The 13,304-nt window shown below is 60.6% G+C and carries 10 protein-coding genes and 1 tRNA gene; 6 read left to right on the top strand and 5 right to left on the bottom strand.

Going from position 1 to position 13,304, the window contains the following annotated elements:
• Positions 1-3: 3 nt before the first annotated feature.
• From B7X90_RS14195 to thyA, 3 genes are all read right to left on the bottom strand, one after another.
• Complete coding sequence (locus B7X90_RS14195) at positions 4-1,059, bottom strand: alpha-ketoacid dehydrogenase subunit beta (RefSeq protein WP_292625457.1); 1,056 nt, start codon at positions 1,057-1,059, stop codon at positions 4-6.
• Positions 1,056-2,339, bottom strand: a complete 1,284-nt coding sequence (locus tag B7X90_RS14190; protein WP_292625454.1) for a 3-methyl-2-oxobutanoate dehydrogenase (2-methylpropanoyl-transferring) subunit alpha — start codon at positions 2,337-2,339, stop codon at positions 1,056-1,058. Before B7X90_RS14190 ends, B7X90_RS14195 begins: the two co-directional genes overlap by 4 nt.
• A gap of 127 nt (positions 2,340-2,466) precedes the next feature.
• Positions 2,467-3,411: a thymidylate synthase gene (gene thyA, locus B7X90_RS14185; protein WP_292625452.1), complete on the bottom strand. Its 945-nt coding sequence runs from the start codon at positions 3,409-3,411 to the stop codon at positions 2,467-2,469.
• Positions 3,412-3,551: 140 nt separating this feature from the next.
• On the opposite strand from thyA, the gene B7X90_RS14180 reads away from it, so the two are divergent.
• Together B7X90_RS14180 and B7X90_RS14175 are read left to right on the top strand one after the other, a co-directional pair.
• A tRNA-Pro gene (locus tag B7X90_RS14180) sits at positions 3,552-3,628 on the top strand.
• Positions 3,629-3,833: 205 nt separating this feature from the next.
• Entirely contained in the window at positions 3,834-4,394 is a 561-nt protein-coding gene (locus B7X90_RS14175) for a hypothetical protein (protein WP_292625450.1), read from the top strand.
• A 41-nt stretch (positions 4,395-4,435) separates the two neighbouring features.
• Here B7X90_RS14175 and recG read toward each other — a convergent pair whose 3' ends face one another.
• On the bottom strand, positions 4,436-6,493 hold the full coding sequence (gene recG / locus B7X90_RS14170; RefSeq protein WP_292625485.1) for an ATP-dependent DNA helicase RecG: 2,058 nt from the start codon (positions 6,491-6,493) through the stop codon (positions 4,436-4,438).
• 143 nt (positions 6,494-6,636) lie between these two features.
• Here recG and B7X90_RS14165 point away from each other — a divergent pair, with 143 nt between their 5' ends.
• From B7X90_RS14165 to mfd, 3 genes are all read left to right on the top strand, one after another.
• On the top strand, positions 6,637-7,041 hold the full coding sequence (locus B7X90_RS14165) for a host attachment protein (protein ID WP_292625448.1): 405 nt from the start codon (positions 6,637-6,639) through the stop codon (positions 7,039-7,041).
• A gap of 116 nt (positions 7,042-7,157) precedes the next feature.
• Complete coding sequence (locus tag B7X90_RS14160) at positions 7,158-7,442, top strand: succinate dehydrogenase assembly factor 2 (RefSeq protein ID WP_292625446.1); 285 nt, start codon at positions 7,158-7,160, stop codon at positions 7,440-7,442.
• A gap of 29 nt (positions 7,443-7,471) precedes the next feature.
• Positions 7,472-10,966 (top strand): transcription-repair coupling factor, encoded by a 3,495-nt coding sequence (gene mfd / locus B7X90_RS14155; RefSeq protein WP_292625444.1) that lies wholly within the window; start codon positions 7,472-7,474, stop codon positions 10,964-10,966.
• Here mfd and B7X90_RS14150 read toward each other — a convergent pair.
• The gene (locus B7X90_RS14150; RefSeq protein WP_292625442.1) at positions 10,963-12,237 is read right to left on the bottom strand and encodes a bifunctional diguanylate cyclase/phosphodiesterase; all 1,275 of its coding nucleotides are present in this window, start codon (positions 12,235-12,237) and stop codon (positions 10,963-10,965) included. The genes mfd and B7X90_RS14150 overlap by 4 nt on opposite strands.
• 156 nt (positions 12,238-12,393) lie before the next feature.
• Here B7X90_RS14150 and B7X90_RS14145 point away from each other — a divergent pair, with 156 nt between their 5' ends.
• Entirely contained in the window at positions 12,394-13,173 is a 780-nt protein-coding gene (locus B7X90_RS14145; protein ID WP_292625440.1) for an NAD kinase, read from the top strand.
• Positions 13,174-13,304 lie beyond the last annotated feature (131 nt).

The following is a 13,304-nucleotide window of genomic DNA, read 5'->3' as shown; positions in this document are numbered from 1 at the left end:
GCTTCAGGCTTTCATCAAACGATCGATGGCCTCGCCGATGCGGACCGGGCCGGGGAAGTAGGCCCATTCGAGGCTGTGGGGATAAGGCGTGTCGAAACCGGTCACGCGCTCGATCGGGGCTTCGAGGTGATAGAAGCAGCGCTCCTGCACCAGAGCCGAAAGCTCAGCGCCAAAACCGCAAGTACGGGTCGCTTCGTGGACGATCAGACATTTGCCGGTTTTTTCCACCGACTTTTCCACCGTCTCGATATCCAGCGGCACCAATGTGCGCAGGTCGATGATTTCAGCATCGACGCCATTCTCTGCACAAACAGCGGCAGCGACATGGACCATCGTGCCATAAGTCAGGACAGTGAAAGCCTGCCCCGGTCGCACAATTCGCGCCTTGCCTAACGGGATTGAATAGTATCCCTCGGGCACTTCGCTATTGTCATGCTTGGCCCATGGCTCGACCGGCTTGTCGTAATAGCCGTTGAACGGACCATTGTAGATGCGTTTTGGCTCGAAGAAGATCACAGGATCATTGTCTTCGATGGCGGCGATCAGCAGGCCCTTGGCATCGTACGGCGTGCTGGGAATGACCGTCTTGATCCCCGATACGTGGGTAAACAGCGCCTCAGGGCTCTGGCTATGCGTCTGCCCGCCAAAGATGCCGCCACCAAAGGGTGAGCGCACCGTCATCGGCGCGATGAATTCACCCGCCGAACGATACCGCAGGCGCGCTGCTTCGGAAACAAGCTGGTCCAAGCCTGGATAGATATAGTCGGCAAACTGGATCTCGGGCACTGGCCGCAAACCATAGGCGCCCATGCCCACCGCAACGCCGATGATCCCACATTCGCTGATTGGCGTGTCAAACACCCGAGTTTTGCCGTGCTTTTTTTGCAATCCCGCTGTGGCGCGGAACACACCACCGAAATAGCCAACATCCTCGCCCATCACGACGACGTTGGGATCGCGCTCCATCATGATGTCGAGCGCGTCATTGATCGCCTCGATCATGTTGAGCCGACGGACCGGTGCTTCGGCCAGACTGACGGGATTTTCTTCGTAGGTCATGCGTCCTTCCAATCCGGCCATTTGACCTGACGCTCGTGGATTGCCTGTTCGCTCTGTTCTTTCAGGTGCCAAGGCAGCTCTTCGAACACGTCCTCGAACATCGTGCGGAATGGGTGGTGCAAACCGTGACCGAGAATGCCGTTCTTCTCGGCCTCCTTGGTCGCAGCCTTGACCTGCTCAACCAGTTCGCGATCCATTTCGGCCTGCTGCTCTTCGGACCATTCGCCCAGCGCAATCAGGTGCAGTTTGAGGCGATTGATCGGGTCGCCCAGCGGCCATTCCTCACGCTCATGCGCAGAGCGATATTGTCCGGGATCGTCGGAGGTGGAGTGCCCCTCTGCACGATAGGTGAAGTGTTCGATCAACGTAGGTCCGGCGTTCGAACGCGCACGGTTGGCGGCCCATTGCGTCGCGGCGAAGACTGCCAATGGATCATTGCCGTCCACGCGAATACCGGCAATGCCGTATCCAATGGCCCGCGCTGCAAAAGTGGTGCGCTCTGCCCCGGCAAAGCCGGAGAAGCTTGAAATCGCCCACTGGTTGTTGACCACGTTGAAGATGACCGGCGCGTTGTAGACTGCCGCAAAAGTCATTGCTGAATGGAAATCGCCTTCGGCCGTCGATCCCTCACCAATCCAAGTCGCGGCGATGCGGGTATCGCCCTTGATCGCACTGGCCATCGCCCAGCCCACGGCCTGCGGATACTGCGTGGCAAGGTTGCCGCTGATGGTAAAAAACGAAGCCTCGCGCGCCGAATACATGATCGGCAACTGACGGCCTTTCAGCTTGTCAGCCCGATTCGAATAGATCTGATTGATCATCTCGACGATGGGATAGCCGCGCGCAATCAGGATGCCCTGTTGGCGATAGCTGGGGAAGACCATGTCGTCGTCGGCAAGCGCCATAGCAGGCGCAACCGAGGTGGCCTCCTCTCCGGTGCATTTCATATAGAAGCTGGTCTTGCCCTGCCGCTGCCCGCGATACATCCGGTCATCGAACGCACGAGTCAGCGCCATCGTGCGCAGCATTCGGCGCAGCGTATCGCCGTCAAGCTTGGGATCCCACGGACCAACTGCCCGATGACCGTCGTCCAGAACACGCACAAGATCGAGGCACAGCGGATGTGTTTGAGCCGCTGCGCATTGCTCGTCAGGGCGCGGCTGATCGCCCGCCACGGATATTTCAAGATGCGAATAATCGACCTTGTCACCCGGCCGGAACTTAGGCTCCGGCACATAAAGCGCAAGCGGCGGAAGGTTGCCACGCGCGGTTCCGCTCATTTGACGAACGCCTGCATCTGACTCTCCAGCGCCCGAATCTACCTATGCGAATGCAAAAGCCTGAAGGACGCAAAATTATAAACGTGTGTTATTTTATTTCACACGGCTTTTCGAGTCAATCGCTGTGTCAGACGGCAACAGGGGCAGACAGTTGGCCCTGCGGCGCGTAACCGGTCACTTCAAAATCCTCGATCCGATAGTCGAACACGCTATCTGGTCGGCGCAGGATAGCAAGGCGCGGATCACCGTCCGGTTCCCGCAAAAGCTGCGCTTCGACAAGATCGACGTGATTGAGGTAGAGGTGCGTGTCACCACCCATCCAGACCAGTTCGCCCGGCTCCAGATCGCACTGCTGCGCCAGCAGGCGAACGAACAGGGCTGCCCCCCAGAGATTGAAAGGCAGGCCGAGCGCCACATCGCAGCTCCGTTGATAGAGCAGGCCGTTCAGCTTGTTGCCGCTTACATGGAACTGATAGGTCTTGTGGCACGGTGGCAACGCCATCTGATCCACTTCCGCTACGTTCCATCCCTCGACGATATGGCGACGGCTGCCTGGGTTCTTGCGCAGCGAGTCAATCACGTCCGCCACCTGGTTCACACCTTGGGCGCGTTGGCTGAACAAGCCTTCGCCTGCTGGCTCATAGACAGGCCAGTTCACCCACTGTTTGCCATATACAGGGCCAAGGTCGCCCCATTTTTCCGCAAAAGCTACATCTGCAACGATCCGTGCTGAAAAGTCAGCGCGAGAAATCTGGTCGCCGGTTGCCTTCCGGTAGTGGTCCAATGGCCAGTCTGTCCAAATCTCAACGCCTTGGGCGCACAGGCTGCGAATGTTGGTATCGCCGGTCAGGAACCACAGGAATTCACGCGTCGCCGTTTTCCAGAAAACGCGCTTGGTCGTCAGCAGCGGCATCCGTCCGTCTGACAGATCGAACCGAAGCTGTGCGCCAAAGACAGAGCGCGTGCCGATGCCTGTCCGGTCTACCCGCTGATCCCCCCGCTCCCAGATCTCACGCATGAGATCGAGGTACTGCCATTCGTAATGGCGGGCGGAATCGGCGCGTTTCAACATGGCTCTGCTTCTATCGTTGCAACCGCGCGGGCGCAAAACTCCGCAGCGAAAAAACTTGGGGCTAGCCGCTTGCCAGCCCCCGAAGTGCCTCGTATAGGGCCCGCCTGCCTCGCAGCTGGGTAACCAGCTTGCGGATCGGTCGGGGAATAGCTCAGCCTGGTAGAGCACTGTCTTCGGGAGGCAGGGGCCGGAGGTTCGAATCCTCTTTCCCCGACCATTTCACCCACTTGAGGTGAGGAACAGAGCGGCCTTCGGGTCGCTCTATTCGTTTGTGCGCTGCGTCACAGTTCATCGCAGCTGAGGCACAACTCATTCAATTCACCGCAGATTTTTACGGACAGAGCGCAAACGCCCTTCCGTTGCGCCGCTACATTGCCGACCTTGACTGGGTTATCCCTATAACTGGACAGGACAACCCTTTCGTGAAACTCCGCAACCTTACGATTTCCCTTCTCGTTGCCACCGCGCCTTTTGCCGGCTCTGTCATCGCGCAGGAAGCCGGAGCAGCAGCATCCGCGCCTGCCGCCGCCACTCCCGCCGTAGGCGCGACTGTCTATGACACCGCCGGGGCCGAAGTTGGGACGATCAAGGCGATTGCTGCGCCCAACTTCGTGATCGACACCGGCAACAATACGGCCACACTTGCACTTTCCGCGCTCGGTACCAGCCCCAAAGGACCGGTTCTCGGCCTGACCAAGGTTGAGCTTGACGCTGCCGCTGAAAAGGCTGCTGCTGCTGCCAAGGAAGCACTAGCTGCTGCAATCGTCGTGGATGCCCCCATCCACGCTTCTGACGGCACGACCGTGCTCGGCAAGATCAGCGAAGTGAGCGAGACCGATTTCGTTCTCGATACCGGCACAGCCAAAGTGAAACTGCCCCGCACGTCGGTGGCCAAGGCTGAAACTGGTCTCCTTATCGGCATGAGCGCCGAGCAGTTTGCCGATGCTACGAAGAGTGCTGGAGCTCCGACACCTAGCAAGTAAGTCGGATATGAAGGCGGCGTCCAGTCGCGCCGCCTTCTCCATCAACCACCTCTGAGCAGTTGCACGCCCCAGTCGCGCTCGAACAGATAGAGCAACATCCGCGCAGCCTCGCCGCGCGGCGATGAAAGTCCGCCGTCGCGCTCCATCAGCAGCCGCGCATCGTCGTGGGCCAAAGGCAAAAGCCGCGCGATCTGTTCGAAATCTGCCACTTTGAACGGCGTATCTCCTGATTGTCGCGTGCCGAGCAGTTCGCCACCCCCGCGCAACCGCAGGTCTTCCTCGGCCAGCCTGAAGCCGTCCTGCGTCTCACGCATCAGCGCCAAACGCTCGCGCCCGGTTTCTGACAGGGCATCGCCGCGCAGCAAAAGGCAGGTCGATTGCTGACTGCCCCGCCCCACGCGCCCGCGTAACTGGTGCAACTGGGCAAGGCCAAAGCGTTCGGCCTGCTCGATCACCATGAGCGTGGCGTTGGGCACGTCGACGCCAACCTCTATCACAGTAGTTGCGACCAGAAGTTTGGCGTCGCCACGGGAAAAGCGCTCCATCGCTGCGTCCTTGGCCTCTGGCCGCATTTGTCCGTGGACCATGACCACAGTATCGCCAAACCGCTCTGACAGAACGGCATGGCGCGCTTCGGCGGCGGCAATATCGGCGGTTTCCAGTTCACGCACCATCGGGCAAACCCAATAGGCTTGCGCGCCTTTGGCGATGTGCCGGCCGATGCCCTCAATCACGTCTGCCAATCGATCCTGCGCCACAACGCGGGTATCGATCGCCTGTCGGCCCGGCGGCATCTCATCAAGCCGTGAGACGTCCATCTCGCCATATTGAGCCAGCGTCAGCGTGCGCGGAATGGGTGTTGCCGTCATGGCCAGACAATGCGGCGTGCGCTTTGCCTTTTGCGAGAGCATCAGCCGCTGACCCACACCAAAACGGTGCTGCTCATCAATCACCACTAGCGCAAGGTTACGATAGGCTACCGAGTCCTGAAAGATCGCGTGGGTGCCTACGCAAATGTCGATGCTGCCATCAAGCAGGCCCATGAGGATCGACTCGCGTGCCTTACCCTTGTCTCGCCCTGTGAGCAGAGTAATCGTCACGCCGGTGCCTGCGGCCATGCGGGTAAGCGTCTCGGCGTGCTGGCGGGCCAGAATTTCGGTGGGCGCAAGCAGAGCGGCTTGCCCCCCTGCCTCCACGGCAATCAGCATGGCATGGAGAGCCACTGCCGTCTTGCCTGATCCCACATCGCCCTGCAGCAGGCGCAACATTGGTGCGCCTTGCGCCACGTCGCCCTCAATTTCGGCGATGGAACGCTTTTGTGCGCCAGTCAGCTCAAACGGCAGGTTCAGCTTGGCTCGCAGGCGGCCATCGCCATGTAGCGGGGTGCCTTTCTTGGCGCGGTTGCTTTCGCGCACCAGCAGCAGCGCAAGGCTGTTGGCCAAAAGCTCGTCATAGGCTAGCCGGTCCCGTGCCAACGCGTTCTCAGCCTTGTGTACCAGCGGCAGGGCCTCGTGCCAGCGCGGCCAGCCCATCTTCGTGGCCAGCCCCGGCTCGATCCATTCAGGTAGTTCCGGCAGACCTTCAAGCGATTGGTGCACAAGCGCCTGCAAGCGACCCTGCGTCAGCCCGTCGGACAAGGCATAGACCGGCTCATTCAACTGGCCGACCATGCCTGCGCTGTCTTCGCTTACATGATCCGGGTGGACCATCTGCCAAGTCTGGCCGTACTGGTCCAAACGCCCGGCAATCCAGCGTTTTTCACCCAGCGGCAACTGCTTCTTGCCCGAATAGGACGCCCGCCCGAAATAGGTGAGCGCCACGTAGTTCCCCACCGCATCCTCGGCCATAACGCGAAACGGCCCTCGCCCGGCGGCTTGCTTGTATTCGCGCGGGGTCAGCGCCACCACGATCTGCTCGCCAACGCCGGCCTCGTCCAGATTGGCGACGGCACGCCGCGCCACGAAACGGTCGGGCAGATGATACGCCAGATCCTTGACCCGCGTCAGGCCAAGCTTTTCAAGCGGGCGCGATAGGCCCGGCCCTACGCCTTTCAGGGTGCCGGATTCGGCAAATAGCGGATTGAGCACATCGGGACGCATTGGGCCGACATAGGCCGACCACACGCATTTCGCCAATGGTGGGTTGTGTGAAAATCACGCCAATTTTGATGCAGCGCATGGAGCGTGGAGCCAAGTGCGCGTCTCATCCGTTCAGCAGGCAACAGTCACAGGAGTTTTACACAATGTTGATCCCACACGCTGCCTTCATCGCGCTTGTCGATGGAGAAGATTGGCAGATCCTGCGCAACAGCGGCACGGAAGCCGAGCCTGAACTCACGGAAATGCCTACGCCGACATTGGTCGAGAGCAATCACGGGTCTGGCGGGCGTCATGCAGTCAGTTCCGCCAACCCATCGGGCAGCCAACGCGATGAAGATGCGCACGCAGCCGCCGTTGCCGAATGGCTGAACCGCCAGGTTCAGGATCACAAAATCGAACAACTTGTCGTCATCGCGCCGCCGCGCACGCTGGGTGAACTGCGACACCACTACAGCAAGGCCGTGCAGCGCGCTGTCATCGGTGAACTGGCAAAGGACTTCATGGACCGCCAGCCTCCGCAGATCATCGCAGCTTTGCGCAGCAAGTAGCGGGGTAGCATCCCGGCGCGCTAGGAGGCACGTGTGCCGGGATGCTGCAATACGTGCCCGCTTGAACAGGCCGTGCGGCCTTGTTTCACCCGCGGGTTCGGCCTAACGGCAATCCCATGACGAACAGCTCAGCCGAGATTACGCCCGAACGCCTCAAGCGCCTGCAGTTCCGCGCATGGCATCGCGGCACGCGCGAAGCAGACTATATGATCGGCTGTTACTTCGATCGGTTTCACGCCACATGGAATGCCGATCAGGTCGCTTGGTTCGAAGCACTGATTGAAGAAGAAGACGTGGACATCATGGCTTGGGCCCTCGGCACCCAGTCGGTCCCGCCAGAGTACGCGGGGTCGATGATGGACGAGATGTGCAAGTTGGACTACGTCGAAATTCCGCGCTGATTTCGATCACAGCGCATTAACTAGACGCCATGTCCGACCTGACCCGCATCCTTGACGCCAAGACGCCGCTGACCCTCTCGTCCATCGCACGCGGGGCGCAGCTGCTTGTGCTGGCCGACCTTGCCCGCACGGCAAAGGGACGCGCGGTATTCATTGCGCCGGATGAAGCGGCGATGCGTGCGGTGGCAGACAGCGCCGCCTTCTTTGCGCCTGACCTTGAGGTTATTGACTTTCCGGCGTGGGATTGCCTGCCGTTTGACCGCGCTTCGCCCGCTCTCAGTGTCAGTTCAAGGCGCCTTGCGGCACTGCAGAAGCTGCAACACAAACGCACCGGTCCGCAACTGCTGGTCACCACGATCAACGCTGTGCTGCAGCGCGTGGTCACCCCTTTCCGCATCCGAGAAGCCACGCGCCTGCTGACGCCGGGAGCCGAGATCGGACGTGAGAGCTTGATCGCGCTGCTGCAGCGGCAGGGCTATTCACGCACGGATACGGTCGTCGATGCGGGCGAATACGCCGTGCGTGGTTCGGTGTTCGATATCTTCCCGTCCGGGCTGGATCACGGCTTACGGCTCGACTTCTTCGGGGATGAGTTGGAAACGTTGCGCCTGTTCGATCCGAACACGCAGCGTTCTGTGCAGCCCGTAGAAACGCACCTGCTGCTCCCGGCCAGCGAAGCACTGCTCGATGAAGATAGCATCAAGCGCTTCCGCAGCCGCTACCGTGAACTGTTCGGCGCAAATGCAACGGGCGATCCGCTCTATCAGGCGATTAGCGACGGTCGCCGCCTGGCAGGAATGGAACATTGGCTGCCGTTGTTCGAAGACCGGCTTGTCACGCTGTTCGACCACTTGGGCGAAGATGACCTTGTGGTGGTCGATGGCACCGCGATCAAGGCTGCTGAACAGCGCCTGGCCGACATCACCGACTATCACCAGTCGCGTCTCGATTCCTCATCCAAGGCCCCGGGCAGCTATCGCCCCCTTGCAGAAGACGCGCTCTATGTGACGCGCGATGAACTGGACCGCGCCCTTGCAGGCTGGCCCGTCCACCGCACCACGATCTTTGCAGAACCTGAATCCAAACAGGTCGTCGATTTCGGCTTCAGCTCCAGCCACGATTTCACGCCCGAACGCGCAGCGGCCACATCAGGCGGCAGTAATATCTACGAATCGGCGGCGAAATACATCGCCGCCCTCGGCACCCGGGGCAAAAAGCCCATCGTCGCTGCCTATACTACCGGCTCACGCTCACGCCTTGCGTCACTACTGGCCGAGGCGGGCAAAGCTGCGCCACTTATGGCCGAAAGCTGGCAAGAGGCGCTTGGCCTCGCCGCGACGGGCAAGCCAGTCGCCGTGGTGCTGCCGCTCGACCACGGTTTTTCCAGTGACGAACTGGAACTCCTGACCGAGCAAGATATTCTGGGCGACCGCCTTGTCCGCCGCAAGAAGAAGCGCAAGGACGCCGATGCGTTTCTGGCGGAGCTATCAGCTCTTACCCCCGGCGATCTCGTTGTCCACATGGACCACGGCATCGGGCGCTACCTTGGCCTCGAAGCCATTGGCGTGGGAGATTCCCCCCACGATTGCGTGCAACTGGAATATTCGGGCGGTGACAAGCTCTACATTCCGGTCGAAAACCTCGACGTCCTTTCGCGCTACGGGTCAGACTCCGATGGCGTATCGCTCGACAAGCTGGGCGGCGAGGCTTGGCAGCGCCGCAAGGCCCGGATGCGCGAGCGCATTCTGGAAATGGCGGGCCAACTCATGGCCACAGCGGCCCATCGCGCGCTGCGTCAGGGTGAGATCCTGCCCGTCGATCCGACCAGCTACGGCCCGTTCGTCGACCGCTTCCCGTGGGACGAGACCGAGGATCAGGAACGCGCCATTGGCGACGTCCTGTCCGATATGGTCGAAGGCAAGCCGATGGATCGCCTAGTCTGTGGTGATGTGGGTTTTGGCAAGACAGAGGTCGCACTGCGTGCCGCTTTCGTCGCCGCCATGGCCGGTGTGCAGGTGGCAGTGATCGCACCAACGACATTGCTCGCGCGCCAGCACTTCACCAATTTTGTTGAGCGTTTCAAGGGTTTCCCGCTGGAAATCGGGCGTCTTTCGCGCCTCGTCACTGCCAAGGAAGCCGCCGAAACCAAGATCGGGCTTTCCGATGGCCGCGTCGATATCGTTATCGGCACTCATGCGCTCTTGGCCAAATCTATCGAATTCAAGCGCCTCGGCCTTGTGATCGTGGATGAGGAGCAGCGTTTTGGCGTGACGCACAAGGAAAAGCTCAAGGAGTTGAAGGCGGACGTCCACGTCCTCACTCTCACTGCCACGCCGATCCCGCGCACGCTGCAGATGGCGATGTCTGGCCTGCGCGAACTGTCCACGATCCAGACTCCGCCGGTAGACCGCCTTGCCACACGCACGTATGTCATGCCGTGGGACGACATGGTGATGCGCGAGGCCTTGCTGCGCGAACACCAGCGCGGCGGGCAGAGCTTCATCGTGGTGCCGCGCATTGCCGACATGCCCGATGTCGAGGAATGGCTGCGGCTCAACGTTCCCGAAGTCCGTTACATCGCCGCGCACGGCCAGATGAGCCCGACCGAAGTCGAAGACCGCATGGGCGCGTTCTACGAGAAGAAGTACGAAGTCCTGCTCTCCACCACCATCGTGGAAAGCGGAATCGACATTCCCAGTGCCAACACCATCGTCATTCATCGCGCCGACCGCTTCGGCCTTGCGCAACTCTATCAGCTGCGCGGGCGCGTGGGGCGCGGGAAGATTCGCGCTTATGCCTACCTCACGCACTCCGAGAACACGGCGCTTTCCGAAGTGTCTGAAAAGCGCCTCAAGGTGCTGGGCGATCTCGACAGCCTTGGTGCAGGCTTCCAGCTTGCCAGCCACGATCTCGATCTGCGCGGCGCGGGCAACCTGCTGGGCGACGAGCAGTCGGGTCACATCAAGGAAGTCGGCTTCGAACTGTACCAGTCGATGCTTGAGGACGCGATCCTAGCAGCCAAGGCAGGCGACATCGGCTTGGCGCGTGAGCGCGAGGCTCTTAGCCCGCAGATCACGCTAGATGCGCCGATCATGATCCCCGAGAACTACGTGCCCGATCTGGCAGTCCGCATGGCGCTTTATCGTCGCATGAATGATGCCGATGGCGCCGATGCCGTGGAAGCGCTCGCCGCCGAGATGATCGACCGTTTCGGTCCTCTGCCCGGCCCCACGCAAAACTTGCTGCGCCTGATCGAGGTCAAGCGTCAGGCCATCGCCGCCAATATTGCAAAGATCGACGTCGGCCCCAAGGGTGCGCTGGTCAGCTTCCACAAGGACCAGTTCCCCGATCCGCTGGGACTGATCGCCTATGTCGAGCGGCTAAACGGTGTGGCCAAATTGCGCCCGGACAACAAGCTGGTCATCACAAGGGCGTGGGGCACGGCGGAAGGGCGACTAAACGGGCTGGTGCAGTTGACCAAAGGCCTTGCCGCCATCGTGCGGCGCGCAAAAAAGGCCGCCTAGAGCATATCGGCAATGGCTTCGGCAGAAACCGGCCCAGAGCGAAGGAAACCCTGAAACACGTCGCAGCCTTCTTCAGCCAGCACGGCCAACTGGCTTTTGCGCTCGATCCCCTCGACTACGATCTTCTGCCCGAGAGCCCGCGCCATGGCGATGATCGCCCTTAGGATCGCACGATCACGGGGATCGCTGTCAACATCGCCAACCAGCGAGGCATCCAGCTTGAGCGTATCAATCGGCAGCGCCTTCAGTGTGCGGAAGTTTGCATAACCCGTACCGAAATCATCCAGCGCAATCCGCACGCCCAGCGCGGCAATTGCCCGCAAGGTTTCGGCAGAGCGCACGAAATCGCCAATCAGGCTCTGCTCGGTCACTTCCAGCGTCAGCATTGCCGGAGGGAAAGCTGTCTTGGCGAGTTTGCGCTCGAAGCTGGCGGCGAAATCCTCAGCAGTAAGATCTTCTGCGGTGATGTTGATCGACAGCGGGAGAAGACCTTTCCACAGCATATCGGCGGCCAAGGCACGAAGCACTATATGGCTGGAAAGCTGACCGATATGATCACCCCGCTCGGCAATGGCGAACAGCGTTTCCGCTCCGATCCGACCAAGTTGTGGATGGTCCCACCGCGCCAGCACTTCGGCACCTGCGAGCGCGCCAGTGCTGACCGCGTACTGTGGTTGATACACCAAGCCAATCTCATCACGCGCCATCGCACCGATCAGGTCGGCCTCTAGACGCGCCGCACTGCGTCCGCGTGAACGGTGAGAGCCGTCTGCCCACATCACGCGACGCCCCGGTTGCTGTTCAAGGCTACCCAGCGCCTGGTCAAGCCTGTCAAGCATACGGCCGCCGCCTTCGCCCGGTGCCCGGCGTAGCAAGGCGATGCGCGGCAACAGGTGCAGCACATCGCCATGCACCGGCAAAGCGCGCCCTACGGTTCGGCCAAGCGCCTCGGCCAGCCATTGCCAGCGTTCACGCGGCAATGCGCCGCTGCACGCGACAAGGAATTCACCGCCGCCGATCCGTGCAATCATCGCAGAAGGACCGAGTTCCTCCACCGCAAAATCACGAATGCGGCGCGCAATTTCTGCCAACGCAAGATCACCCCCGGAATTGCCATAGGCGATGTTGACCGAGCGGAAGCGGTGCAGCCCGATAAGCATGGCTTGCACGAAGTCCGGCTTCGGTACGCATTCCAACCATGCCAGCGCCTCAGTCGAACCGGCAAGGCCGGTCAGCGGATCGCGTGTGAATGTTGCAGCAGGGTCACCCATGATCTCAGGCCTTAGCCTGCGAAGTCTTGCCAAACCGTTCCGATTGCGGATCTTGCAAACCGGGCAAACCGGCCAAGCCTATGCTTTTGTGCATTGCGTCATTGCCGCACAAACCATATCTCCAAGAGCAGCAAATGCCGGGGAGGCGTAATCACAATGCCCGAATACAGCCGCCTGGCCCTGCTCGCCTCGCCAACCGAGCGGTCGCAGGAAGCCTTCGATGCCCTGCGACAGCAGCGTCAGTGGGTAGCTTTGGATCAGGCTGACGCAGCAGTCGTGATCGGCGGTGATGGCTTCATGTTACAGACGTTGCACACCATGCTCGACATCGACCATGTCATCCCGGCCTTTGGACTGAACCTTGGGACAGTCGGCTTTCTGATGAACAAATATCGCTCTGGAAGGAGCCTTGACGAGCGATTGGCAAAGGCCACGGCCATCGCGATCTCGCCACTGCGCATGACGGCCACGACCAATACTGGTGACGAGCATTCGGTCTGTGCGATCAACGAAGTGTCGATCCTGCGTGAAACACGCCAGACTGCGAAGTTGGAAGTAAGCGTCAACGGCAAGGTACGAATGCCGGAACTGGCTTGCGATGGCGTGCTGGTGGCAACCCCCGCCGGATCCACCGCCTATAACCTGTCAGCAAACGGCCCGATCCTGCCGCTGTCGTCGAATATGTTGGCGCTGACGCCGATCAGCCCTTTTCGCCCGCGCAGATGGCGCGGCGCGATTCTGCCCGACACTTACGAGATCGTGTTCAAGGCGCTGGAATCAGTGAAGCGCCCTGTGCTCGTGGTGGCAGACCAGAAGGAAGTGCGCGACGTGCGCGAAGTGCGCGTAAAGGCCTGGCCTGAGCATCGGCTGACGTTGTTGTTTGATCGCGGACAGAGCCTCGAGGACCGCATCTTCGCCGAACAGTTCATGGTCTGAGGAAAAATTGAAAACAGGTGCTTGCCAAACCTGAATCGCCTGTTATTAGCGCGGACCTGCCCCGGGCAACCGAGGCTGCTCCCTGATAGCTCAGCGGTAGAGTAGGTGACTGTTAATCACTTGGTCGTAGG

The sequence above is a fragment of the Novosphingobium sp. 17-62-19 genome, from assembly GCF_002256775.1.
GTDB lineage: Bacteria > Pseudomonadota > Alphaproteobacteria > Sphingomonadales > Sphingomonadaceae > Novosphingobium.
This window is presented reverse-complemented; position numbering and strand designations above follow the sequence as displayed.

Excerpts from the sequence above, each read along its gene's own strand:
- B7X90_RS14165 (WP_292625448.1), top strand. The coding sequence starts at position 6,637 with ATGTTGATCCCACACGCTGCCTTCATCGCGCTTGTCGATGGAGAAGAT.
- B7X90_RS14145 (WP_292625440.1), top strand. The coding sequence starts at position 12,394 with ATGCCCGAATACAGCCGCCTGGCCCTGCTCGCCTCGCCAACCGAGCGG.
- B7X90_RS14190 (WP_292625454.1), bottom strand. The coding sequence starts at position 2,339 with ATGAGCGGAACCGCGCGTGGCAACCTTCCGCCGCTTGCGCTTTATGTG.
- B7X90_RS14195 (WP_292625457.1), bottom strand. The coding sequence starts at position 1,059 with ATGACCTACGAAGAAAATCCCGTCAGTCTGGCCGAAGCACCGGTCCGT.
- recG (WP_292625485.1), bottom strand. The coding sequence starts at position 6,493 with ATGCGTCCCGATGTGCTCAATCCGCTATTTGCCGAATCCGGCACCCTG.
- mfd (WP_292625444.1), top strand. The coding sequence starts at position 7,472 with ATGTCCGACCTGACCCGCATCCTTGACGCCAAGACGCCGCTGACCCTC.
- B7X90_RS14160 (WP_292625446.1), top strand. The coding sequence starts at position 7,158 with ATGACGAACAGCTCAGCCGAGATTACGCCCGAACGCCTCAAGCGCCTG.
- thyA (WP_292625452.1), bottom strand. The coding sequence starts at position 3,411 with ATGTTGAAACGCGCCGATTCCGCCCGCCATTACGAATGGCAGTACCTC.
- B7X90_RS14150 (WP_292625442.1), bottom strand. The coding sequence starts at position 12,237 with ATGGGTGACCCTGCTGCAACATTCACACGCGATCCGCTGACCGGCCTT.